Annotated in this window: 29 protein-coding genes; 11 read left to right on the forward strand and 18 right to left on the reverse strand. The window is 30.6% G+C overall.

The features are described from left to right. Positions 1 to 9: 9 nt before the first annotated feature. The 5 genes from nhaA to VCM48_RS02065 form a co-directional block, all read right to left on the reverse strand. Positions 10 to 1,338, reverse strand: coding sequence for a Na+/H+ antiporter NhaA (nhaA, locus tag VCM48_RS02045; RefSeq protein WP_482271432.1), 1,329 nt, complete (start codon positions 1,336 to 1,338; stop codon positions 10 to 12). Between the two features lie 113 nt (positions 1,339 to 1,451). Then, complete coding sequence (locus VCM48_RS02050) at positions 1,452 to 2,930, reverse strand: hypothetical protein (protein ID WP_482271433.1); 1,479 nt, start codon at positions 2,928 to 2,930, stop codon at positions 1,452 to 1,454. A gap of 55 nt (positions 2,931 to 2,985) precedes the next feature. Then, positions 2,986 to 3,627, reverse strand: a complete 642-nt coding sequence (locus VCM48_RS02055; protein WP_482271434.1) for a hypothetical protein — start codon at positions 3,625 to 3,627, stop codon at positions 2,986 to 2,988. A gap of 95 nt (positions 3,628 to 3,722) precedes the next feature. Next, entirely contained in the window at positions 3,723 to 4,532 is an 810-nt protein-coding gene (fdhD, locus tag VCM48_RS02060; RefSeq protein ID WP_482271435.1) for a formate dehydrogenase accessory sulfurtransferase FdhD, read from the reverse strand. A gap of 150 nt (positions 4,533 to 4,682) precedes the next feature. Then, complete coding sequence (locus VCM48_RS02065; RefSeq protein WP_482271436.1) at positions 4,683 to 5,864, reverse strand: class I SAM-dependent methyltransferase; 1,182 nt, start codon at positions 5,862 to 5,864, stop codon at positions 4,683 to 4,685. A gap of 133 nt (positions 5,865 to 5,997) precedes the next feature. Between VCM48_RS02065 and VCM48_RS02070 the strand changes: the two genes are divergently transcribed. After that, a complete protein-coding gene (locus VCM48_RS02070; RefSeq protein ID WP_482271437.1) occupies positions 5,998 to 6,840 on the forward strand; it encodes an outer membrane beta-barrel protein in 843 nt (280 codons plus the stop codon). 75 nt (positions 6,841 to 6,915) lie between these two features. Here VCM48_RS02070 and VCM48_RS02075 read toward each other — a convergent pair whose 3' ends face one another. Genes VCM48_RS02075 through VCM48_RS02095 form a run of 5 tightly spaced genes read right to left on the reverse strand, consistent with a single transcriptional unit; the run spans position 6,916 to position 10,050 of the window. Continuing rightward, positions 6,916 to 7,602: a hypothetical protein gene (locus VCM48_RS02075; RefSeq protein WP_440121538.1), complete on the reverse strand. Its 687-nt coding sequence runs from the start codon at positions 7,600 to 7,602 to the stop codon at positions 6,916 to 6,918. Then, positions 7,586 to 8,503 carry an ATP-grasp domain-containing protein gene (locus VCM48_RS02080; protein ID WP_482271438.1) on the reverse strand — a complete coding sequence of 306 codons (918 nt, stop codon included), beginning with the start codon at positions 8,501 to 8,503 and terminating at the stop codon, positions 7,586 to 7,588. The genes VCM48_RS02075 and VCM48_RS02080 overlap by 17 nt, the downstream gene beginning before the upstream one ends. Before the next feature lie 38 nt (positions 8,504 to 8,541). After that, positions 8,542 to 9,201, reverse strand: coding sequence for a pyridoxamine 5'-phosphate oxidase family protein (locus VCM48_RS02085; RefSeq protein WP_482271439.1), 660 nt, complete (start codon positions 9,199 to 9,201; stop codon positions 8,542 to 8,544). Between the two features lie 3 nt (positions 9,202 to 9,204). Beyond that, on the reverse strand, positions 9,205 to 9,495 hold the full coding sequence (locus VCM48_RS02090; protein ID WP_482271440.1) for a DUF1272 domain-containing protein: 291 nt from the start codon (positions 9,493 to 9,495) through the stop codon (positions 9,205 to 9,207). Between the two features lie 36 nt (positions 9,496 to 9,531). Next, on the reverse strand, positions 9,532 to 10,050 hold the full coding sequence (locus VCM48_RS02095; RefSeq protein ID WP_482271441.1) for a DinB family protein: 519 nt from the start codon (positions 10,048 to 10,050) through the stop codon (positions 9,532 to 9,534). A gap of 81 nt (positions 10,051 to 10,131) precedes the next feature. Here VCM48_RS02095 and pdxR point away from each other — a divergent pair, with 81 nt between their 5' ends. Beyond that, positions 10,132 to 11,628 carry a MocR-like pyridoxine biosynthesis transcription factor PdxR gene (gene pdxR, locus VCM48_RS02100; RefSeq protein ID WP_482271442.1) on the forward strand — a complete coding sequence of 499 codons (1,497 nt, stop codon included), beginning with the start codon at positions 10,132 to 10,134 and terminating at the stop codon, positions 11,626 to 11,628. Here the strand turns inward: pdxR and VCM48_RS02105 are convergent. The 6 genes from VCM48_RS02105 to VCM48_RS02130 form a co-directional block, all read right to left on the reverse strand. Then, positions 11,625 to 11,816 carry a hypothetical protein gene (locus tag VCM48_RS02105; protein WP_099214411.1) on the reverse strand — a complete coding sequence of 64 codons (192 nt, stop codon included), beginning with the start codon at positions 11,814 to 11,816 and terminating at the stop codon, positions 11,625 to 11,627. The genes pdxR and VCM48_RS02105 overlap by 4 nt on opposite strands. Positions 11,817 to 11,827: 11 nt before the next feature. After that, positions 11,828 to 12,202, reverse strand: a complete 375-nt coding sequence (locus VCM48_RS02110) for a hypothetical protein (RefSeq protein ID WP_274639866.1) — start codon at positions 12,200 to 12,202, stop codon at positions 11,828 to 11,830. A gap of 40 nt (positions 12,203 to 12,242) precedes the next feature. Then, entirely contained in the window at positions 12,243 to 12,572 is a 330-nt protein-coding gene (locus tag VCM48_RS02115) for a hypothetical protein (protein ID WP_274639867.1), read from the reverse strand. 248 nt (positions 12,573 to 12,820) lie between these two features. Then, positions 12,821 to 13,075 carry a hypothetical protein gene (locus VCM48_RS02120; protein ID WP_274639868.1) on the reverse strand — a complete coding sequence of 85 codons (255 nt, stop codon included), beginning with the start codon at positions 13,073 to 13,075 and terminating at the stop codon, positions 12,821 to 12,823. Then, positions 13,062 to 13,436: a hypothetical protein gene (locus VCM48_RS02125; RefSeq protein WP_274639869.1), complete on the reverse strand. Its 375-nt coding sequence runs from the start codon at positions 13,434 to 13,436 to the stop codon at positions 13,062 to 13,064. The genes VCM48_RS02120 and VCM48_RS02125 overlap by 14 nt, the downstream gene beginning before the upstream one ends. Before the next feature lie 32 nt (positions 13,437 to 13,468). Then, positions 13,469 to 13,807 carry a roadblock/LC7 domain-containing protein gene (locus tag VCM48_RS02130; protein WP_099214406.1) on the reverse strand — a complete coding sequence of 113 codons (339 nt, stop codon included), beginning with the start codon at positions 13,805 to 13,807 and terminating at the stop codon, positions 13,469 to 13,471. Between the two features lie 489 nt (positions 13,808 to 14,296). On the opposite strand from VCM48_RS02130, the gene VCM48_RS02135 reads away from it, so the two are divergent. Continuing rightward, the gene (locus VCM48_RS02135) at positions 14,297 to 14,953 is read left to right on the forward strand and encodes a PAS domain-containing protein (RefSeq protein ID WP_482271443.1); all 657 of its coding nucleotides are present in this window, start codon (positions 14,297 to 14,299) and stop codon (positions 14,951 to 14,953) included. Between the two features lie 16 nt (positions 14,954 to 14,969). Here the strand turns inward: VCM48_RS02135 and prmC are convergent, their stop codons facing one another. Further along, positions 14,970 to 15,818 carry a peptide chain release factor N(5)-glutamine methyltransferase gene (gene prmC, locus VCM48_RS02140; RefSeq protein ID WP_482271444.1) on the reverse strand — a complete coding sequence of 283 codons (849 nt, stop codon included), beginning with the start codon at positions 15,816 to 15,818 and terminating at the stop codon, positions 14,970 to 14,972. Between the two features lie 11 nt (positions 15,819 to 15,829). Further along, a complete protein-coding gene (locus VCM48_RS02145) occupies positions 15,830 to 16,321 on the reverse strand; it encodes a GNAT family N-acetyltransferase (protein ID WP_482271445.1) in 492 nt (163 codons plus the stop codon). Positions 16,322 to 16,373: 52 nt separating this feature from the next. On the opposite strand from VCM48_RS02145, the gene VCM48_RS02150 reads away from it, so the two are divergent. From VCM48_RS02150 to rpsA, 8 genes are all read left to right on the forward strand, one after another. After that, positions 16,374 to 16,838 (forward strand): LEA type 2 family protein, encoded by a 465-nt coding sequence (locus tag VCM48_RS02150; RefSeq protein ID WP_274639872.1) that lies wholly within the window; start codon positions 16,374 to 16,376, stop codon positions 16,836 to 16,838. 4 nt (positions 16,839 to 16,842) lie between these two features. Continuing rightward, positions 16,843 to 17,904 (forward strand): bifunctional diaminohydroxyphosphoribosylaminopyrimidine deaminase/5-amino-6-(5-phosphoribosylamino)uracil reductase RibD, encoded by a 1,062-nt coding sequence (gene ribD / locus VCM48_RS02155; RefSeq protein WP_482271446.1) that lies wholly within the window; start codon positions 16,843 to 16,845, stop codon positions 17,902 to 17,904. Continuing rightward, complete coding sequence (locus VCM48_RS02160) at positions 17,897 to 18,508, forward strand: HAD-IA family hydrolase (protein WP_274639874.1); 612 nt, start codon at positions 17,897 to 17,899, stop codon at positions 18,506 to 18,508. The genes ribD and VCM48_RS02160 overlap by 8 nt, the downstream gene beginning before the upstream one ends. Then, positions 18,505 to 19,368, forward strand: a complete 864-nt coding sequence (locus VCM48_RS02165; protein WP_482271447.1) for an EamA/RhaT family transporter — start codon at positions 18,505 to 18,507, stop codon at positions 19,366 to 19,368. Before VCM48_RS02160 ends, VCM48_RS02165 begins: the two co-directional genes overlap by 4 nt. Continuing rightward, positions 19,368 to 19,985 carry an IMPACT family protein gene (locus VCM48_RS02170; protein WP_482271448.1) on the forward strand — a complete coding sequence of 206 codons (618 nt, stop codon included), beginning with the start codon at positions 19,368 to 19,370 and terminating at the stop codon, positions 19,983 to 19,985. The genes VCM48_RS02165 and VCM48_RS02170 overlap by 1 nt, the downstream gene beginning before the upstream one ends. 121 nt (positions 19,986 to 20,106) lie before the next feature. Next, positions 20,107 to 20,463, forward strand: coding sequence for a hypothetical protein (locus tag VCM48_RS02175; RefSeq protein WP_482271449.1), 357 nt, complete (start codon positions 20,107 to 20,109; stop codon positions 20,461 to 20,463). A gap of 192 nt (positions 20,464 to 20,655) precedes the next feature. Further along, entirely contained in the window at positions 20,656 to 21,132 is a 477-nt protein-coding gene (locus VCM48_RS02180) for a helix-turn-helix domain-containing protein (protein ID WP_482271450.1), read from the forward strand. 309 nt (positions 21,133 to 21,441) lie between these two features. Then, a complete protein-coding gene (rpsA, locus tag VCM48_RS02185) occupies positions 21,442 to 23,211 on the forward strand; it encodes a 30S ribosomal protein S1 (RefSeq protein WP_482271451.1) in 1,770 nt (589 codons plus the stop codon). Positions 23,212 to 23,318 lie beyond the last annotated feature (107 nt).

The raw sequence follows: 23,318 nt of genomic DNA on the forward strand, positions 1-23,318 counted from the left end.
AATTAAGTACTAGCTAGTAGTACTTAACTCTTCTTCTTCGTTGTCGCTTTTATTAAGCCTAAGTATTATATATCCTATTATTGCAGAAATAAGAGAGCCTAAAAGTACACCAATTTTAGCAGATCCTAAGAATTCAGGGCTCTTAGCAAAAGCTAAACTAGCAATGAATATTGCCATAGTGAACCCGATTCCTGCTAAAAATGATACACCAACAATGTGCTGACCATTTATTTCTTTTGGAACTTCAATTATTTTAAGCTTTTTAACTGTGGTAATAACTGTGGTGATTCCAATACTATTCCCTAGAACTAAACATAAAGCTATGTGTATTATTAAGGAAGAGTCTAAATGCGCATTACTATCTATTATTAAAACTCCTGCATTAGCTAAAGCAAAAATAGGAATAATTGCGTATGCTACTATATCGTGTAGTTTATGTTCTAAAAGCTGAAGAGGTGACTGGTAGTCTTCTATCCAGTGATCTAAGTTATCTATTTCATCAATTTGCTCTTTTGACAATATTGGTTTAGGTGAAACCTTCGCATTTTTAATATTATCCATTATCTGAGACAAATTAGCTAAAAATTCAGGGGTATGTGCTTTTTGTCTAATCGGTACAGCAAAAGCCATTAATATACCTGCAACCGTTGGGTGTATTCCTGCTTTTAAAAATAAAACCCAAATAACCGCACCAAACATAAAAGTTACGTAGTGAGAATAAAAACCTTTATGAGCAATAAAATAAAGAAAAGCTAATAAACCTATAGCGATAGATATCAATGTAATATCAATACTAGTACTATAAAATAAAGCGATTACTAAAACAGCTCCTATATCATCAACAATAGCAAAAGCAGTTAAAAAGACTTTTAAACTTAGTGGTATTCTTTTACCTAAAGTGTTTAAAACAGCTAAAGAAAAGGCAATATCAGTAGCCATTGGAACCCCCCAACCATGTGCTGTTTCCGGATCTTCATTTAAAAGAATAAAAAATAAAACAGGAAATAACATTCCACCTAGTGCTCCAAAAAGAGGAAACGCTAGCTTTTTAGTAGAGTTTAATTCACCTATTAAGAATTCTCTTTTAATTTCTAACCCAATTAAAAAGAAAAATACAGCCATTAACCCATCGTTAATCCAAAGTATTAAAGGTTTGTATAATTCAAGGTGTTCAGACTTAAAACCTATTTTATAGTCCCATAAAGCACTGTAACTGTCTCTAAAAGGAGAGTTTGCCCAAATGAGGGCTAATAAAGTAGCTACCAACAATAAAATACCACTAGCACTTTCAGTTTTTAAAAATTTTTTAAATGGAGATGCTATACTCTTTTTATTCATGTTTGTATATAGATTGTAACTTGCTTTTTTAACTTGAAAAAAAGCAAGGATATTAATTTTTTTGTTTCAGAAAGCGAAGATAATTCATCAAACTTTAACGAAAAGTTAAATTTTTAAAACTTTTTAACACTTAAGAAGGAAAAACGATACGAAATACCCAAATTTATTTGAGTACTACTTAAATTTCCTCCTCTAGCTTTTACATAACCCGCTCCTAATCTTAAATTTAAGTTATTAGTAAGTTTTTGATTAACTCCAACACTAGGTTTAACAATTAATCCTTGTCCTGTACTAATACCACCACCACCAGCTGCACCTCCTAAAACTTGTGCAAAAAGAGAGGTTTTTCCGTTAAAGAATTCATTTGTTTGAACTCCTAAACCAACAATTCCTTCTGCATAAGCTCCTGCATTACCAAAGTTAGCAAAAGAAGTTTGACCTGCCGCATATAAATATTTATTTAAGAAAAAATTTAATTGCAGTGATATTTGATGCATATCTTGATCAAAACCACCATCTCTTGCAGCATCTAAGTATAAATCTTGTTTAATAACTGCGTCAAACCCTTTGAACTTTCCTTCTGAAAATTCTTTTTCATCTGGTAAAATACCATCTCTATCCATGTAATACTTTAATCCTAGACCAAAAGTTGAAGACACAAAGTGAGAATCTGGACTCATCAAGTATCCTTTATTGATTGATGCATACACATTATCAAATAATTTTTGCTCTAAAGAGAGGTCTGGATAGATTAAAAACCCTCCTTTAGTATCTACTCCGCCACCGCCACCAGCGCCTACTCCAAATTTAGCTAAAATATTTGTACGATTCTTATTCATCGACAAATGATAACCTCCACCAAGGAAAACATCCATGTAACCTGCCTTAATTCCGTGATAAGCACCATCTGCTTTAACGAAAAAGAAAAAATCATCTGTAAGATAAGAATTTAATTCAAAACCTGCTAAACGTATTGTATTTCCTTCATAAGAACCTTTGGTTACTTTAGCATTATTTAAATGAACTAATAGTGAAATTCTGTTACTTAAGGTATTCCAAGAGGTATTTTTTAGTTCTTCAATAGAAAAAGTACTTTCTCTATCTTTAAATCCTGCGGTCTCAAAAGATAAAGGAATTTGTACAGCTACATTGAATTGGCTACTATTAATAGTGCCCCCGTCAAAAAAATCAACATAACTATATCCTGCAGTGGCAGAAAAATGTTTGAAATCATATCCTAAATTAAGGTGGGGGAGTATAAAAGCGCCACCGCCATCAGGAGCTGATGCACCACCACCGCCACCAAAGTGAATTCCTGCATCGATAAAAAGTTTATCAGTTATTTTTTGTTGAATTCCTGCGTTAACCCCTAAAGTAAAAAAACCTCCTCTAATACCTCCTACAGCTCCATATAAACCAACTCCTGCGTAACTCCAATCATTTAATTTTAGATTGTAGTGGAGTCCTGTGTAGTCCATATTTTGTTCTCCTTCAGGCATTTTAATCGATAGGAAATCAATTTGACCAAATCCAAACTGTGTTTTTCTTTCAGGCACACTACTTATTTGTCCGTAAAAAAAATGAACACTCATAAGTAAACTTACTATGAGTGCTCTCTTAAAAATAATGTTAAGCATTAAATTTTATTTAATTATGTATTTTCTGACGTTTTCCGTTTATATATGAAGCTACAAATGCATCACTAAATCCAATTTTTATTAATTCTTTTTGTAAGTCTTTAGCTTCCCCTAAAGTAGTGTATAAACCTAAAGAGTATTTAAAGTAACCATCATCAGTTGTAACTGTTGAAGGAATAACTTCTGAAGATAATAATGGATATTTGTTTTCTGAAAGTACTCCAATTTGTACTGAATAAATTGTTTGCCCATTTGTGTTTTGTGCTACTTCATCAGCCATTGTTTCTGTATTTATATCAGAATTAGAACTAGATGAAATATCGTTATCAGAATCATCGGAATTTCTAGCAGCTCTTGCTTGAGCTCTGTTTATACTATCTAACACTCTAAAAGCTTCTTTCTTTTTTACAGCTTCTACATCTATATTATTAATAGCACTACTACCACCATTTGCATAAAAATAATATGCAGCTCCTAAAGCAAGGCCTAATAGAAGCCCTAAGAAAATAGGCAGGGTTTTTGAGCTCTTTTTTAGTGTAGCTAATTCTTCTTGTGTGCTACTTAATTCGCTTTCTGCTTCTTCTCTTTTTAATTTAGCATTGTCTAAGTCTTCTTGCATTAACTTAAACTTCTCTTCTTCTATAAAAGGCATAAGTTTGTGGATTAATTAATAGTTATTGAAAGCACTAAAATACAAATCTTTTTTAATACGTAAGTTTTTAAGAAAACAATAGGGCTTTTAGTTAATTATTTCTGTAAATCATGTGGAGTAGAATAAATGGTCATTTTGTTACCTCTGCTAAAACCGATAAGGAAAATTCCAAATTCTTTGGCAAAGTCTACAGCTAAAGAAGAACATGCTGAAACTGCAATTATAATTGGTATTTTGGCTAAGAAAGCTTTAGAAACTATTTCGTAAGAAACTCTTCCGCTAACTAACATATAATTGGCATTTTTTAATATATTTTGATTGATTAAATCACCAATACATTTGTCTACAGCATTATGACGACCAATATCTTCTTTAATAGTTAGTAACTCTTCATTTTTGTTAAAAACAGCACAAGCATGACTACCTCCTGTAGTTTTAAATAAAAGCTGTTTACTATTCATTTTTAAGTGAATACGATTTGTCACCTCTATTAATTCTTTAATATTTGTTTTACTACTGTTTTTTAGAGTGTTACCTTCTGTTTTTATATCTTTTAATTCTTTTTTTCCGCAGATTCCACAAGAAGAAACAGATAAAAGAGTACGTTTATTTAAATAACCTTTTCCTAACTTTTCTTCAGGAATATTTACGTTTAATACTGTAGAAAAGTCTTTTTCATTTTTAATTATTTCTACTTTTACATCACCTTGCTTTTTATAAATATCTTCAGCGTATAATAAACCTCTTACCAGCTCTATATCATTGCCAGGAGTTCTCATAACTACTGTATATGGTTCTTTATTGATGTTTATTTGTAATGGAGCTTCTATAACAAGGGTATCATCAAACTTCTCTATCGATTTATCAGAAAGTTTAATTGATTGGTAGCTTTGTGTTTGTTTCATGATAAAAACAAATGTATGTAAAAAAAGAAAAGCCTTGACTTTTATCAAGGCTTTTAGTATGTTTTATTACCCCTAAACAATAAAACATACTTTTCGATAGGGGCTTCTATCAATTAGGTAAACGATAAATTATAAGTAATAGTATAAAGACTAATCAATTTTTCTGCAGTCAATAACTATTAATTCGTCGTTTATGTTTGTAGTGAAAAACAGATAAGTATTTCCTCCATCTTTTAATTTTGTTTCTTTTCTAAGCTGCGCTACTGTTTTTGGAAAATTACGTGTAGTAATATTTGCTTTAGTGTCTGTAATCTGTTTTTTGACCTTTTTTTTGTTATAGGTAAATACATTGTTGATTTCAAAGATTCTTCCAGGAAAATCTTTTACTAATTTCTCTGAGGTATACAGGTGAGAATGTTGATGTAGTTTGTTTACTTTTTGTTGGTTTGCTATCTGATTAAATCCACCAGACTTTAAAATAGCTGAGTTAGGCTCGTAAAGGTATTTAAGTGGTGTTGAGTATTCAGATTTAAAACCATTCTCTAGATTAAAATTAAATTCTTGAACACTGTTTTTCAATACATTAACTGTTTTTACTTTAATTAACTGTTTATGTTTTTTTGTTAATAGAAAAAGTAGTTCTTTTACCTCGCTATTTACTGCAACCACATGAATTTCTTTTACAAATTTTAACTCATTTATGGTTGATGAAATATCTAAAATAGGAGAGTTCTTAACAAGAATTGTGTTCGACTTTTCAAACAAAAAATCTAAATGTTCAGGTACATTAGGTAAGCAATCACTTAGTAAGAAAACTTTTCCTTTCATATCATTTCTTCGAGAAGGGTCGATATATATACAATCAAATTTTTCAGAAGTATTTTTTAAGTACTCTAATCCGTCTGTGGCAACTGTTCTAATATTTGAAACTTCTAATTGCTGATAATTGTATGAAACCATCTCTGAAAGCTCTTCATTTATCTCACAATGCACAACCTTTTTAAATCGTTTAGAAAAAGCATAACAGTCAACACCAAATCCTCCTGTTATATCAATTATTGAATCCCCATTAACTAATTTTGATTTGTATTCAGCTGTTATTTCAGAAGAAGTTTGTTCAATACTTAGTTTAGGTGGATAATAAATGTTTTTTGTTTGAAACCAAGTAGGTAATTTCTTCTCTGATTTTTGTTTTGCTATAACTTGATTGGCTAATTCTTGTACAGAAACATCTTTAAAGGGGCTTCCTTTAAAAATAAATTGTTCTATGCTTACTTTTAAGTTATTATTAATATAACTCTGAACCTCAGGATGTAAAATGTTTTTATTCAAAAAAGAAGTAATTTTAATTGAGCTTTTAACCGCAATAATACTAATAATTTAACAGTAATAAAGTCTTGTTAATCCTAGATTTTTACTACGTTTGTTTACTTATTATCAATTTAAAGTTAACAAATAATTTATTATGAAAAAAAGTTTTTTAATGCTTGCTATGATTTTAGCAACGGCGAGCGCAAGTGCTCAATTTTATGTTTCTGCAGCAGGAGGTTATTCAATTTCTAGTGCAGGAGTACGTTTTGGAACTGAAACAACAACTGCAGGAGTAGAAAACACTTATGGTAGTTATGGAGAAGGTATGCATACTCAATTAAGAGGAGGATATTTTTTTAATGACAATTTTGGTGTTGAAGTAGGTTTGGGTTATTTAAATGGAGCAGATCAAACTTCTGTTTTAGTGGATTTACCTGCTCAAGCACAGTATATCAATATTGAGGCTAGAGGAAAAGCATACGGAGCTTCAGCTTCTTTAGTATATAAGTTTACTAACAATATTTATGGACGTTTTGGAGCCTTAATTAAAGTAGGTGGTAGAACTGAGTCTGACGGTAAAATAAATATAGCATTATCTCAAACAGAGATGCTAAATGTTGACTACACACAAGACTATAAAGGAAGACTTCCTTTAGGTTTTATTGGAGCTGTAGGGTATAAGTATGATTTAAGTGATAAAGTGTCTCTTTTTGCAGAATTAGAGTATATGGGGGTTAGTGTAACAAGAGATTCTTCTGAAATTGTTGATTTTTCTGCAAATGTAAACGGACAAGCTAGATCTATTGATCAAGTAAGAGCTATTTTTGAAAATCACCCTTCTTATTCTAATTTAGCACCTGTATTTAACAAGAATGTTGAGTATGTTGATGAATTACCTTTAGGAGCTAATCCTGCTGGAGAGAAACAACTATCTCAAAAAGTTCCTTATTCTTCTTTTGGGATTAATATTGGTGCTACTTTCTATTTCGGAAAATAAATTATTTCTTGCATAAGAAAATTAAAAGAGCAGCAATTTTGCTGCTCTTTTTTATAGTTTATGTAGGAAGTGAAACTAATTGTAAGCTTTTACATTTCCCATATTTAGTGTACCGACTGACATTTCGTGCTTTGTTGGTAATACTGCACCAGATTCTGTTGTAATCCAATCATTCCAAGTAGCTTCCATTCCGCCAGTAGGAATTATAGAAACCCACATTTTATAGCTAGTAGGTCTACCTTTTTCATCTAAAATCCATAAATAAGAGTCTCCAGGGGTTGATCCTCCTGTAGTATAAGTAACTAATAAAGCTTCTTTACCTTCATATTCTACAATTCTACGTTCAATACCGTTTTCAAAAACTTTATATGGGGCTACTAGCCAAAAGCTATCATTATTAAAATAGTCTATGGCTTTTTGAAGTATTTCTTTGTTCTCAACTTCTTTTCCATCAACTAAAACAATACTTTTTTCTGGGCTTTTTGTATATAAGTTTACTTTATTAGAGTCCCAAGATACTTCTACTATATTTTCTTGTTTATCCCACTTATAAAAATGCTTTCCTCTAAAACTCCACTCTATAAAACGAGTAGTTTTATAAGCTTCATAATTTAACGCTTTAAGCATTTTTGTTGCTAAAGCATCCGCTTTTGGACCTTGTTTACCTGTAGGAAGACTTTCGTTGTTTTTAAAATAAAAAACGGCTAATACTATAGCTCCAATAAGTAAAAATCCTCCTAGTATTTTAAATAACTTCTTCATTTTTATTTATTAATTGTTTTATTCCTTTAGCTAACTCTTCTGCTGCGGCAGGGTGATTTCTAAACCAAAGTTCTGGTTCTATTAATTCTAGTTCTGCGATAGCTAATTTACCATTATTATCAGTAAAAACATCTACTCGTGCATAAATAGGAGTTTCTATGCAGGCTTTTACGGCGTTTTCAGCAAACAAAATTTCTTCATCGGTAGGTGTGTAATTGTGCACTGAACCTCCAAAATCGTCTTGTACTCTAAAGTCTCCTGGTTTGGCTATTTTTAAAACAGCATGTGTAAACTTACCATTCATAACCATTAACGAGATTTCTCCTTTTTCAATTATGTTATACTGAAAAGGTTGAATAATCATAGCCTCTTCTGTAATTAATGAAGAGAAAACCTCTTCATATTCGTTTATCTTTTCAAGATTGACCTTATAGGTATGTCTCGCAGCACCAGAAATACAAGGTTTTAAAACAAAATCTTTTAAATTATACTTTTGTGAAAGTTCTTTTAACGTAGATTTAGTTCCTTTTTCAATGAAATAGGATTTACAAATATGTATTCCGTTTTGTTGTAGGTCTTTTAGGTAGTGTTTGTCTATATTCCAACGAATAATTTTTTCTGAATTTAACAATGTTGTTTGTTTACTTACAACATTTAACCATTTAGAAAATTCAGTAAATCGATCAAAATAATCCCAAGTAGATCTAAATAAAATATATTTTGTTGTAGACCAGTCAAATTCTGTATCATCCCAAGAAAGACGAGCTACTTTTAGCCCTTGATTTTCAAGAGCTATTTTTACATAGTTGTCTTCGTTTAATACATTTTGAATATAGTTATCAAGTTTTTGAGGTTTTATATACCTTTTATCTGTAAGAATAATAACATCGTATTTTTTCATATATGCAATGTAACGTTATTTTTAAAGTTATAAAATGCTTATTTATGCATGTTATAATACTCTATTATGTGATTTGGTATTTGTATATCTTCTTTTAAATTTTCGTCAGAAATAGGAGGGAGCGCTATCTGCTTTAAAGGTATTAAGCCTGCCCAAATCGGTAAATTATAATCTTCAGGTTCATCATTTACTCCAACATCTCTTACTTTTGCAGAAGCAGTTTCAATAGTCATTTCTACTACTAATGTTCTGTCTAGTTCTTCAGGTTTCATAGGTCTAATTCCATCCCAACGACCTTTCATCATATGCTCCATAAAAGAATATAAAGCATCTTCTTTTTCTTTAGTATTTTCTATTTTTTTTACAGAACCAAATAATGTAGCTGATCTGTAGTTTACTGAATGGTGCAATCCTGAGCGAGCGAGAACTAGAGCATCTAAATACATTACTGTCATGCTCATTTTCCCAGCTTCTAAAAGCGATAATAACATTCTGTTTGCCTGTGAACTATGTAGATAAATTTTATCTTCTTTTCTTCCGTAAGCCATAGGTAAGGAAATTGCTTTTCCTTCATACACGTAACTTACAAAACCAATAAAACCTGCATCTAAAATAGTATTGATTTTTTCAACATCATAAACGGCTCTATTTTGACCTCTTTTTACTCTATTGATTTTTGATTTTTGATATTCTTTCATACGTTATCTGTTTTCGGGTAAAACATCTTTAAATTTCAAGCGTTTTTCTCTTGCTTTGTCTATATCCTTTGGACTATAAACTTTTTTCAAAGATGCTGGGTGTTTTTCAATAAACTTTTGAGGTCTAATTGGTCTGGGGACAAAATTCCCGGAGCATGTGGGGCATACATTTTCAAAAACTACCAAAGCACATTCTTTACAATAAGTGCATTCAAAACTACATATCATAGCTTCAGTAGAAGTATTTGGTAAATCTTTACCGCAGTGTTCGCAATTAGGTCTAATTTCTAACATTTTTAAGTCGTCTTATTTAGATTTTTCTTGTTAAGGTTATAAGTAACGTTCTTTAATAATATCCATATGCCAAACACTATGACCTAATAAAATAAAAGCACAAGCCCTTGCTGAAGCTGGAGAGTTGTTTGCTACTCCAATGTTGCATAGGTTCTCGTTCGAAATACTGTTTAATAAGTTGATTGAATATGAGCGGGTTGTTTTAAATTCTTCTAATATAGCTTCTATTGTTTTATTATTAGCACCTGAAGGTTTAATATAGATATCTTGATCAAAACCTTCAATTGGAGTCATATCTTTTCTTGAAATTCGTAGTATACGATACATAAAAACACGTTCTGTATCAATTATGTGTTGTAACACTTCTTTTATACTCCATTTTTCTGGTTGATAACGGTATTCAAGTTTATCTTTAGAAATTGAAGAGAAAAATTTTACAATAGTTTCTTTGTCGCTTTCAAAGCCTTCTTTTAAACTTGTGTTATCTGGTACTTTAGCTAAATACCTTGCATAAAAATCGTTAAATTCAGTTGGTTGCAGTTCTTGTTTTTTCATTATTTATATTATTTACTTTTCAAATGTAGTATATTTATGGTCTATTATATTAATCCAGTTTTTAAATAAATAGTAGTCCAGATGTTTCCTTACAAAACTTCGTTAAAACTCAGTAAAAGCCTTAAAGAGCCTTTGTACTTGCAGTTAGCAAATCAATTTATATTATTAATCCGTGAGGGAAAACTATCACCAGGAACAAAGTTAGTGGGCTCAAGAACTTTAGCTGATTTATTACAAGTACATAGAAAAACAGTTGTTGCTTGCTATGAGGAATTATTATTACAGGGCTGGGTTGAAAGTATTCCTAAAAAGGGGACTTTTGTAAATAATAGTTTACCTCTTGTTCAAAAAGTAGCATTAGCAGACACTATTAAAACAACTAAAAATGAAAATTCAGGGTTCAGTTTTTACCAAAACAATCACTTATTAGAAAAGAAAGCGGAGAAAAGAGAAGAAGTTTTATATATAAATGATGGTACATCAGACACAAGACTTACTCCAACAGAAGAAATTGCTCGAATATATAGGAAAATAGCTTCCAAAAAGAGTATTTATGCTTTTTTAGATTATAATTCAACACATGGGAATATAAAATTAAGAGAGGTGTTGGCTATGTATTTAAATAGTTCTCGCGGCTTAAAAATAATCAAGGATAATATTTTAATTACTCGTGGTAGTCAAATGGGAATGTGGTTATCTACACAATTACTCTTAAAGGAAAATGATGTTATAATTGTTGGAGAAACTAATTATTCTTCCGCAGATATAACTTTTCAACATCAAAAGGCGCAAATAAAAAGAATTTCTGTAGATGAAAACGGTATTGTAGTTGAACAAATAGAGAGAATATGTAAACAACAACCTATAAAGGCTGTTTATGTTACTTCTCATCATCATCATCCTACTACTGTTACTTTATCTGCTGAAAGGAGAATTCATTTATTAAATCTAGCTCAAAAATACAATTTTGCTATTATTGAAGATGACTATGATTATGATTTTAATTATAATCATGCTCCAATTTTACCTTTGGCAAGTCACGATACTTCAGGAAATGTTATTTACATAGGTTCTGTTTGTAAAACTGTAGCTCCAGTTTTTAGAATTGGATACTTAGTAGCCTCTGAAGATTTTGTAAATGAAGCAGCTAAGTTAAGAGGGTATATTGATAGGCAAGGAGACGCCCTTCTAGAGCTAACTTTTGCTGAGTTTATTAAATCTGGAGATTTAGATAGGCACATACGTAAATTAATGAAGATATACTTACAGCGCCGAGACTTATTCTGTAGGTTGTTAAAGAAAGAATTAGGTGGTTATTTTCAGTTTGAAGTACCTAAAGGAGGAATGGCTATTTGGGTTCAGTTAAACAAACAATATTCTTGGAATGAAGTTGCAAAAGATGCAAGAAAGCATCAACTCGAAATAGGAGAGTGGCAGCGATATGATTTAGCAAATAAAAAGCACAACGCTATACGAATTGGTTTTGCTAGTTATAATGATAACGAGATTAAACTATTAATTGAAAGATTAAAACAAACATTTAAAGGCATAAAAAAAGTGCCTATTAAGCACTTTTAAAACATATCTTTTACTAAATCATTCATACTGTCGTATTCTTTAAATAAGAACCCGAAAAAATCTTTACTCTTCTTTTCTTCTGATTTCAACTCACCTTCAGAAAATCTATATTTACGAAACTCTTTTAGTGTTTGATTGAGGTGTTTTTTTAGAGGCTTATCTATAGATAAATGATTTGTATTTTTCACAGTTATATTTTTTATAAAGCGTTATTTAAGTCTACTTTGTATTTGTTTAATAAAGCTTTAGTAATACCTAAATTAGCTTCTTTTGAGTCTACAGCTAAGTAAACAAAATAAGTACCGCTAGGTGCAATATTAATAATGTGTACTTGACTAGATAAAGTAATAGTAATATCTTGAATCTCTTCATTTAAACCTAATGCGTCAATCGCTTTTAATTTAGCTTTTACGACTCCTAAGTTGTAAGCAGAAGCTAAATTAGGGTCAAAATCAGGATTCACTGTAAAAGAATCGTAAGCTTCTCCAGATCCAACATCTGTTATTGAAACAGCAATAAACCCAGGAACATTACTTTTTAAGTTTTCGATAAAATCATTGATGATTTCTTTCATTGTAAAATAGTTATAATAATTAATAAAAAAGACTCTGTATTTATTGAAGGGTAACTTTTTTAAGGGTTAATTTAATCATAGCCGCTTTTGAAACGTCATCAGCTAATAAACAAACTATATGATTATTATCAAACTTGTTAATAACTACTACTTCTTCATTTGAAGTTAGAACTAACTGATCAAGCTTTTCGGATTCTAAGGCATCTTGAAAAAATTCATGAGCCATTGTTACAATGACGTTTGCCATTGCTGCAATGTTGTTTTCTTTGGTGATATTGTAAGAATCAATTACTTGTCCTTCAGAATTAAAAACAAGTCCTTTGTCAGCTTCAGATTCTTCTATTAATGCTCGTAAGCTTACTTCCCCCATTAAGTTTAAAAACTTTAAATAATATTATTTTGTTTTCCCTCCTTCTAGTAAGACACTACTTTTTTAGAAAGGGTCACAAAAATACTACCTTATTTTTGTATTTTTTTTCACAAGTGCTGCTTTATGAATATTTTAACAATTTTACGTACGTAAAAAATGGCTGATTAAAAGTTGATTCGTAAAGCTATATCATGGGGATTTTTAACCAACAAAAAAAGACTAGATTGATATATCTAGTCTTTTCTCGGTTAATCGTCTTGTGGTTTTTGTTTTTTGAATTTAATTAAATCTAGAACATTCTCGAATCTAGGTTCAAAAAAGAAATCATAAACAGCATTTTTTAAGTCATTAACATTGTTTATGTCAGGAGCTCCGTTATAATCGATAGCTGATTCACTTAATAAAACTTTAGTTTTATATTCATTTTGAAAAAAGCTTATATATTTTTGAAACTCACTATCGATACTTATTTTTTTGATATCAATAGCTTTATAAGACTTCATTTAATTCAGTTTTATATTTTTTTAGCATTGTTCTTGTGAGAGCTAAGTTAGCTCTATTAGAATCAACAGCAAGATAAATAAAGTACTCTCCACTTGGAGACATATCTACAACATGAATATGATTATCAAGTTTAAAATGAATATCATTAATGTTTTCTTTTAGACCTAAGATGTCTATAGCTTTTCGCTTGGCATTTATAATTTCTACATTATAAGCGCAAGCTAAAGCAGGGTCAAAATTTGAGTCGGCAGAATCAGAAGCTAAAGATTCACCTGAAGCTATTTCAGCTACACTAATTGCAATATACCCAGGTATATTTTCTTTTACATTTTGAACTAAGTCGTTTAGGATTTTTTCCATAAATTCCGGGGGGTTTTTAGGTTAAGTAATAATTAAATGTTAATAGTATTAGTCTCTTTTTTAAACATTAAGTTTAAAAGACCGATGTTAGTGTTTTTGTCGGCTAAAAAGCAAAGTACATACTCTTTATACTTAAAAAGAAGAAGTGCTTCTTTGTCAGATTTTAAAATCATTTCATTTAATTCTGTCTTAAAGAAAAGGTTAAAAAAACTACTGGACATATTAAAGATAACAGCATCGAATGCAGCAATTTTGTCTTTTATTTCGACCAAGTCGTTATCGTGAGGGTAAAAGTCAATAATTTTACCTTCTTCGTCAATTAAATAAATTGCTCTTGTTTTAGTTTCTAATAGTAATTTTTGTAAATCCAATTTTAAATAACTTTTACAGCTAATATAAACTTTTTTATTATTGAAAAAAAACTTTGAATATTATTTTTATTAATAAAACATATGTTATTTGTTAAATAAATGAATTAATTTCTGTTTTAAGGCTTGTGTTTTGAAGATAATTTAATTAAAAATCGAAGATGTACTCTCAATTTAACTGGATATTTAGACATTATATTAGTTTTTTTGGATAAAAAACAAGGCTTAAGTACAAAAAGATATTTCTTAACTTTTTAATAAAAAACAGTTAACCTAATAAGGTAATAACATCTTTTAAAGCATGATATTTATCATATTTTCAAAAAAAGAAGATTTCTATGTTTGTGTCAAGCTGTGTTAAGGTTAACCTGTAAAATTGCTGGATTACTTTTTCATAGTCATATAATTTTTTCTGATCCCCCGATCTGTATAGTATTAAAATTAAGGAAGAATAACGATTGATGCCTTACAAATACAAATCAAATTAAATATATGACAAACAACTTAGAGAAAAAGTGGGAGAACCACTCTAATGAAAATCAAAAAAGAAAACCAAAGTTAGTATCCCCAACCCCGGTAGATAGAGAAATAAACCTCGATGAAAACTCAGTTCTTCTTAGTATAACAGATACAAGAGGTGTTATAGAGTATTGTAACGAGGATTTTGTAGAGTCATCCGGTTATGAAGAATATGAATTAGTAGGATCTGGACATAACATAGTTAGACATCCAGATATGCCCAGAGTAATTTTTAAGGTAATGTGGGAGCGTATTCAAAATAAAGAGAATATTATAGCTTTTGTTAAAAATATGGCTAAAACTGGTAGGTACTACTGGGTAATGACAGATTTTGTTGTTAAAGAAAATGACAAAGGTGAAGTTATAAATTATAAAGCTTTACGAAAACCAGCTCCTAAAAATGCTGTACAAGAAATTATACCCCTATATAAAAGACTACGCGAAATAGAAGACTTAAATGGGATAGAAGCTTCGGAAAAGTTTTTAAAAGGCTTTTTAGATTCTAAAAATACTAATTACGATGTTTATATTGAAAAGTTAATAACAGATAATATTGGTGCTACAGCTCCTGGAACTGAAGAAGGAAAGAAAAAAGGTTCATTTTTTAAAAGGTTCTTTGGTATAGAATAACTAGAGAAAACAGAGGTTACAAAGAAGCTTTAATCATTCGGTCGTTACCAAATAAATCTTTTCGAAGTTCAATATGTGTAAATCCTTTGTTTTTTAACATTTCAACAGTTTCTATACCAAGATACTGGTTAATCTCAAAAAAAAGTAGTCCGGTTTTAGTTAAGCTATTCTTAGCTAAATCGGCTATTTTTTTATAGAAAATTAATGGATTGTTATCTTCAACAAACAAAGCTAAATGTGGTTCATTTTTTAATACATTATTCTTTATTTCTACTTTCTCTAATTCACGTACATAAGGTGGATTAGAAATAATAATATCAAACTTAGCACTTAATTTTTCAGTTTTTAAAATGTCTTGATGTATAAAGGATATTTCAACTTTATTTAAGACAGCATTTTGTTCGGCTATTTTTAATGCTTCTTCAGAAACATCAATAGCATTTATAGTTGCTTTAGGTAAATGCTTTTTCAAACTTATAGGAATACAGCCTGTACCTGTTCCGATATCCAAAATAGATAAAGATTCTTGGTTTTTACCTGCCTCATTAATAATCCACTCAACAAGCTCTTCTGTTTCAGGGCGAGGAATTAGCGTGTTTTGATTTACTTTAAAAGGAAGTCCATAAAACTCTGTTTTGGCTAATATATATTGGATAGGTTCTTCTTTTTTTAATCGAACTAGGGCTTCATCTAATAATGTTTTCTTTTCAGAAGAAATTTCAAAATCAGGTCGTAACGTGAGATCTATACGCTTGAGCTCTAAATACTCTTCAATTAAAAAAAAGAAAAAAGTATCAATTTCTGTTTGAGGATAAACGGATTTTAATTGCTCAGAAAAATACGATTTGTATTGTTTTAGTTGCATTATTATATTTTTTACAAATCTTTTAGCATCCATACATTACAAGAGTAATGCCCTGTGTTGCCTAAAGGTTCTTTTAAATCAATAAAGCCATTTTTCCTATACAAGGTTGTAGCGGCTTTCATATATGGTAAGGTTTCTAAATAACACTGTTTAAAACCTTGTTCTTTGGCTTTGTTTAAACAAAAGTTTATTAATTTACTACCGATACCTTTTCCTCTGGCCACAGGTAAAAAGTACATTTTTTGTAGCTCGCAAATATTTCCTTCAAAATTATCTAATTGAGCAAAACCAGCTCCTCCTACAACAACACCATTATGTTCTACAACAAAATATCCTGCTCTTTCTTTTTGGTAAGTTTCATACATTTCATCCGTTGCTTTATCTTCATAAGCAGTGCCTACTTTAGGAGCATCAAGTTCAATTAATACTTCACGAATAACCTTAGCCATTTCGGCATTATCTTGTGGTTTTATTTCTCTAATAATAAAATCAGATGGAGTCATAGGAATATAGTACTTTTGCAAGAGCAAAGTACCCAAAAAAACACGAGTTTTCATGAAGAAATTCATTTATTTTTTACCTTTTTTATTACTAATAATTAGTTGCTCGGTAAAACAAAAACCAATTTTTTTAAAAGTTGATGATATAAAACTCTTATCAGCTTCTACTGATACTATAAGAGTTGGTGCTAATGCTTATTTTGAAAACCCAAACGATATAGGTGGTAAAATAGCTACTGATAAAATAAGAGTATTAATTGATCAAGTAGAAGTAGCACAAGTTTCTTCTGAAGAATTTAAAGTTCCAGCTCGGAAAGAATTTTATATTCCTTTAAAAGTTGTAATTCCTTCAAAAAGAGTATTTGAAAATAATAAAAACGGAATTTTAGGTGGAATATTAAACTCGTTAATAAATCAGCGATTGAAAGTGCATTTTAAAGGAGATTTAAAATATAAAGTTTTAGGATTTTCACATGTATACCCAATTGATAAAGTAGAAGATATTAAAATTAAATTTTAACGCTGTGAATCACGAAAAATATATACAACGTTGTTTAGAGTTAGCAAAAAAGGGAATAGGAACTACAAGGCCTAATCCTTCTGTTGGAGCAGTAATTGTGTATGAAAATAAAATAATAGGTGAAGGTTTTACATCACCTTATGGTGGGCCACATGCAGAGGTGAATGCTATTAACTCAGTTCAGAACCAAGATTTATTAAAAGAAGCAACTATATATGTTACGTTAGAACCATGTTCGCATCATGGAAAAACCCCACCCTGTGCCGATTTAATTATAGAGAAAGAAATACCTAATATCGTAATAGGCTGTCTAGATACTAACAGCTTGGTGGCAGGGAAAGGTATAGAACGACTTAAAAAAGCTGGTAGAAATGTGATTGTAGGTGTTTGTGAAGAGGCTTGTAAAGAGCATCATAAGCGCTTTTTTACTGTTCAAAACAAAAAGAGACCCTATATTATTTTAAAGTGGGCTGAAACTAAAGATGGTTTTATAGCTCCATTAACAAAAGAAGAACAAAAACCTGTATGGGTTTCTAATCAATACTCTCAACAATTAGTACATAAATGGAGAAGTGAAGAGCATGCTATTCTTGTAGGAACAAATACTGTAATTGCTGATAATCCGTCATTAACTGTTAGAAGTTGGTCTGGAAATAACCCGATAAGAATTGTTATTGATAAAAACTTAAGAATACCTACAGAAGCAACTGTCTTTGATGGAAATATTCAAACAATAGTTGTTACAGAAGTAAAGAAGGAGACAGATGTTATTTCGAACGATGGTGAGAAATCTCATGTACTCATTTACGAAAAAATCGATTTTTCTTCTCGAGTAGCAGAACAAATCTGTGAGGTACTACATAAACACCAAATACAATCGATAATTATTGAAGGTGGAGCACAAACACTACAAACATTTATTAATGAAAATTTGTGGGATGAAGCTAGGATTTTTACTGGTGACATAAGTATAAAAGAAGGAGTAGAGCGTCCTGTTTTCAATGCTAAACTTTCTTCCGAAGAAAAAATAGATAACGATATTTTAAGAATATATAGGAATGATTAAAAACATCATTTTTGATTTTGGTGATGTATTCATCAATTTAGACAAAGAAGCAACATATAAAGAACTTGCAAAATTAGGAGTTACAGAAATTTCAGAAGATATGATGCAACAATATTATCAATATGAAATGGGATTGATTTCTACTGATGAGTTTGTGTCATTTTTTCATGATAAATTTAATATTTCAAAAGAAGATTTGGTTCGTTCTTGGAATGCTATTTTATTAGATTTCCCCAAGCATCGATTGAGTTTTATAAAAGAATTAGCGGCTAGAAATCAGTACAGGTTATTTTTACTAAGTAACACCAACGATTTACATATTTCTTGGATTCAAAATGATTGGGGAGAAGAGTTATATAATGAGTTTAAAGATTGTTTTGAACAGTTTTATTTATCGCATGAAGTCAATTTTAGAAAACCAAATACAAACATTTTTGAGTTTGTACTTCAAGAAAACGGGTTACAAGCTTCTGAAACCTTTTTTATAGATGATACCAAAGAGAATACTGATACAGCAGAACAATTAGGTATTCAGGTATGGAATAATTGTCCCAAAACAGAAGATGTAGTTGATTTACTAAAACGAAAAGAGTTTACAGTGTGATTTACTTAATTTTTAGCATTCTTATTTCAAGTTTACTGTTTGTTATTTTTAAACTTTTTGATGTTTGTAAGGTAAATACATTGCAAGCAATTGTTTTAAACTATGCTGTAGCGTTATCTTTCGGTTTCGTTCATACCGAGGTTTCTATACCGGTGACTGAAATACCAGGTCAACCTTGGTTTTTAGGGGCTTTTGTTTTAGGTTTTTTATTTATAGCTGTATTTAATGTAATGGGAATTACTGCTCAAAAAAACGGACTCTCAGTAGCTTCAGTAGCAGGGAAAATGTCGGTAGTAATCCCTGTAGTAATAGGAATCTTTTTATATAATGAGAATATAGGCTTAGTTAAAGTTGTAGGAATAATTTTAGCATTAATAGCAGTATATTTATCTTCAGCAAAAAGCGATACTTCTCCTGTTAAGTTTAAGAATTTGTTGTTTCCATTGTTACTTTTTTTAGGTTCTGGAAGTATAGATACATTATTAAAATATACGGAAACTACGTATGTTCCTAAAGAAGCCGTACCAATGTTTTTATCAACGATTTTTGGATGCGCTTTGTTTTTTGGTTTTTTCTTCCTGGTCGCTCAATTACTAAGTAAAAAAGGGGGCTTTGAATGGAAAACAGTACTTGGAGGTATTGCTTTAGGAGTTCCTAATTATTATTCCATGGAATTTCTGTTAAAAGCTTTACAAACAAAAGGACTTGAAAGTTCTACAGTTTTTACCATAAATAATGTATCTATAGTGATTCTAACCACGGTATTTGCTCTTACATTTTTTAAAGAAAAATTGATCAAAAAGAATTGGATTGGTATTGGGCTTGCCATAATTAGTATTTTATTAGTAGTTTCGGCGTAATGAATGAAGAAATAAAAGACACTTACAAAACGATTACAAAACCTTCTGAAGAAACCTTATTCAAAGACCGAAATAGTAAGTTTTTTGGGTACGCTTTTCCTGTTTTTACTGAAGAAGATATCAAAGAGCGCTTAGAAGAACTTCGTAAACAACATCATACAGCGCGTCATCATTGTTATGCGTGGCAATTAGGAACTGAGAAAATCCGTTTTCGTGCCAATGATGATGGTGAACCAAGTAACTCAGCTGGTCAGCCAATTTATGGACAAATACAATCTTTTGATGTAACCAATGTTTTAATTGTTTCGGTACGTTATTTTGGTGGGACTAAACTTGGAGTAGGAGGATTGATTAACGCCTATCGAACTTCCGCACAATTAGCTTTAGAAGCTTCTGAAATTGTTGAGAAAACCATAGATATTCAATACAAGTTAAAGTTTGGATACGATATGATGAATAAAGTGCAACGTATTATAAAAGAACGAAACTTAGATATCATCAATCAAAAATTAGAATTAGACTGCGAATACACCATTTCCGTACGTAAAAAAGAAGCTGAAAGTATTTTTGAGACTTTTAATAATTTATTTAAAGTGGAAATAAAGGAAGTAGAGTAGCTTTTAGATGAAAGGTTTTCAGTATATATCATTAATTTATGGCTAAGACTTAATAAAATTATTTTTAATAAGTTGAAATAGTTTATTTTAGCCCTGTATTAATTATTAAAAAAACATGAAAATGAAAAACCTAACCTTCATTGTATGCCTATTCATTTCTTTTCAACTTTTTTCGCAAGCACAAGCTGAAGTAACAAAAGAAAATATTTGTAAGGGAGCAGCAATTAGTGTTGTAGCAAATGTGAAACCTTTTGTAGATAATGGCTTTTCTAAATCTGAAACTATAGAAATGGGGAAGGAGCTTGTAAAAGATGTTATAAAAGATTCACCTACTAAAGCTTATGATTTATTAAAAGCTAAAAAAACAAAAAGTGAAGTAATTGACATACTTTACAACGATTTTATGAAGTTGGATGAGAAAGTTGTACTAAAATTTTTATTAAAACCCGATGTAGATGAGGAAGAGGATGACTATTAATTTATTTAGTAAAAAGAACAAAAGTGCAGCTGTCAGTTGTAGTGGTTTTCTGTATGATGTTTAAAATCAGTTCTTTTAAAAAAAACATATAGTGTGTCTTTTTACTGTCATGTTCTTGTCATATTCCTCTCAGGTTACTGTCAACACTAATATATTTTTGAACCTTACTTTTGTCTAAAAAAATCATTAGTAATGAATTCAAACACAATGAATTTAAGAGATATTAAAAAAATGAGAATAGCTCGTCATTGGTCTCAAGAACAATTGGCGGAAATGAGTGGGTTAAGTATCCGAACTATTCAAAGAATAGAAAGTGGAGAAAATGCGGGGTTAGAATCGTTAAAATCTTTAGCAGCTGTTTTTGAAACAAATATTGAAAGTTCAAACAAGAAAGAAGCATTAGATCAGATTAGAAAAGAAGAAGCTTATATTCTAAAGTTACAAGGTTTTTATAAACTTTTAGCCATAGCTTTATTCAGTATTTTTATACCAATAATACTTGCATTTAATGATGCTTTTTTCTGGGGAATTACTTTATGGGTTTTGCTGGGGTGGTTTGTAATAATTGTTATCTATTCTCTTAATAATTTTGAATTTTTTGGAGATGAGTGGAGAAGGAAAAAGATTAAAAAGAAATTTGAAAATAAAAAAAAAGTAAAAGTTACCTAAATAATGAAGCATGAGTAATGATGGTTAGCCTATTAGTTTGCTTCGTTTTACAATTACTATAATAAATATGTATCTAAGAAGGTTTAGGAAGAAGTATACTGTACATATCGTTGTAATTAAACCTCTTTATAACATCCTGAAAACCAAAATATTTTAGGTTACTTCAAGAATTATTCGTAAATTTGCACGCCTTTTTACGAGTACAGATTTAAAAAGGGTAGAAAATAACATTTATTAAGTTTAATTTCTCTTGGCGTTAATATCGTTAAAAATCTGGTTAACAAAAAGATACAAATATTTATTTCAGACATGTCTGAAGAAACAAAAAAAACAGCAGAAGCTGTAAATCCAGCAGAATTTTTAGCAACCTTTAACTGGCATAAATACGAAGAAGGTATTGATGAAGTTGATGAGTCTAAATTAAAAGAATTTGAAAAAGCCTTAGAAGGTACTGTAGGGTTCGTAAACGAGCGCGATGTTATCGAAGGTGAAGTAGTACGTATTACTGATCGTGATGCTATTATCGACATTAACTCTAAGTCTGAAGGTGTAATTTCGTTAAACGAATTCCGTTACAACCCAAATTTAGCTGTTGGAGACAAAGTAGAAGTATTAGTTGACAAAAGAGAAGACTCTTCAGGTCAATTAGTATTATCTCACAAAAAAGCACGTGTAATCAAAGCTTGGGATCGTGTTAACAACGCACACGAAACTGGTGAAATCGTTAACGGTTTTGTTAAGTGTAGAACTCGTGGAGGTATGATCGTTGATGTATTTGGTATTGAAGCATTCTTACCAGGTTCTCAAATTGATGTGAAGCCTATCCGTGATTACGATCAATATGTAGAAAAAACTATGGAATTCAAAGTTGTGAAAATCAACCACGAATTTAAAAACGTAGTAGTATCTCATAAAGCGTTAATTGAAGCTGATTTAGAAGATCAAAAACGTGAAATTATCGGTCAATTAGAAAAAGGACAAGTATTAGAAGGTGTTGTTAAAAACATTACTTCTTATGGTGTATTTGTTGACTTAGGAGGTGTTGACGGATTAATTCACATTACTGATTTATCTTGGTCTCGTATCAACCACCCGAACGAAGTTGTTGAATTAGATCAAAAATTAAACGTTGTAATCTTAGACTTTGATGATAACAAGTCAAGAATTCAATTAGGATTAAAACAATTATCTGCTCACCCATGGGAAGCTTTAAATGCTGATTTAAAAGTTGGTGATAAAGTAAAAGGTAAAGTAGTTGTTTTAGCTGATTATGGTGCATTTGTAGAGGTTGAAGAAGGAGTAGAAGGATTAATCCACGTATCTGAAATGTCATGGTCAACTCACTTACGTTCTGCACAAGATTTCGTAAAAGTTGGTGATGAAGTAGAAGCTCAAATCTTAACATTAGACCGCGAAGAGCGTAAAATGTCTTTAGGTATGAAGCAATTACACCCAGATCCATGGACAGATATCACTACTAAATACCCAGTAGGTTCTAAACACACTGGTACTGTACGTAACTACACTAACTTTGGTGTATTCGTAGAGTTAGAAGAAGGTATCGACGGATTAGTATACATCTCTGATTTATCTTGGACTAAGAAAATTAAACACCCATCAGATTTCGTAACTGTAGGTGATCAATTAGAAGTACAAGTATTAGAATTAGATGTAGAGAACCGTAAATTAAACTTAGGTCATAAGCAAACTCAAGATAACCCTTGGGATGCTCATGAAGCTACGTACAAAATCGGATCTATCCACGAAGGTACTATTAAAGAGAAAAATGATAAAGGTGCAACTGTAGTATTTGCTGATGGTGTTGAAGCTTTCGCTCCAACTCGTTTCTTAGAAAAAGAAGACGGAGGTAAATTAGCTAAAGGTGACGAAACTAAGTTCCAAGTAACTGAGTTTAGTAAAGAGTACCGTAGAATTGTTGTTTCTCACACTTCTATCTTTAGAGAAGAAGAACAAAAGAACATTAAAGCTGCTGCTGCTAAGGCTCAAGAAGTAGAAAAAACTACTTTAGGAGATATCGGTGGATTAGCTGAATTAAAGAAGAAAATGGAAGGAAAATAATCCTAACAACTTCTTAAAATTTATAAACCGTTAAGCTGTAAAGCTTAGCGGTTTTTTTTGCTCCTTATGTAACAAATGTTACAGTTAAAGCTTTCCCTTTTTAAAGG

The organism is Tenacibaculum sp. DPLXC6, assembly GCF_056815515.1.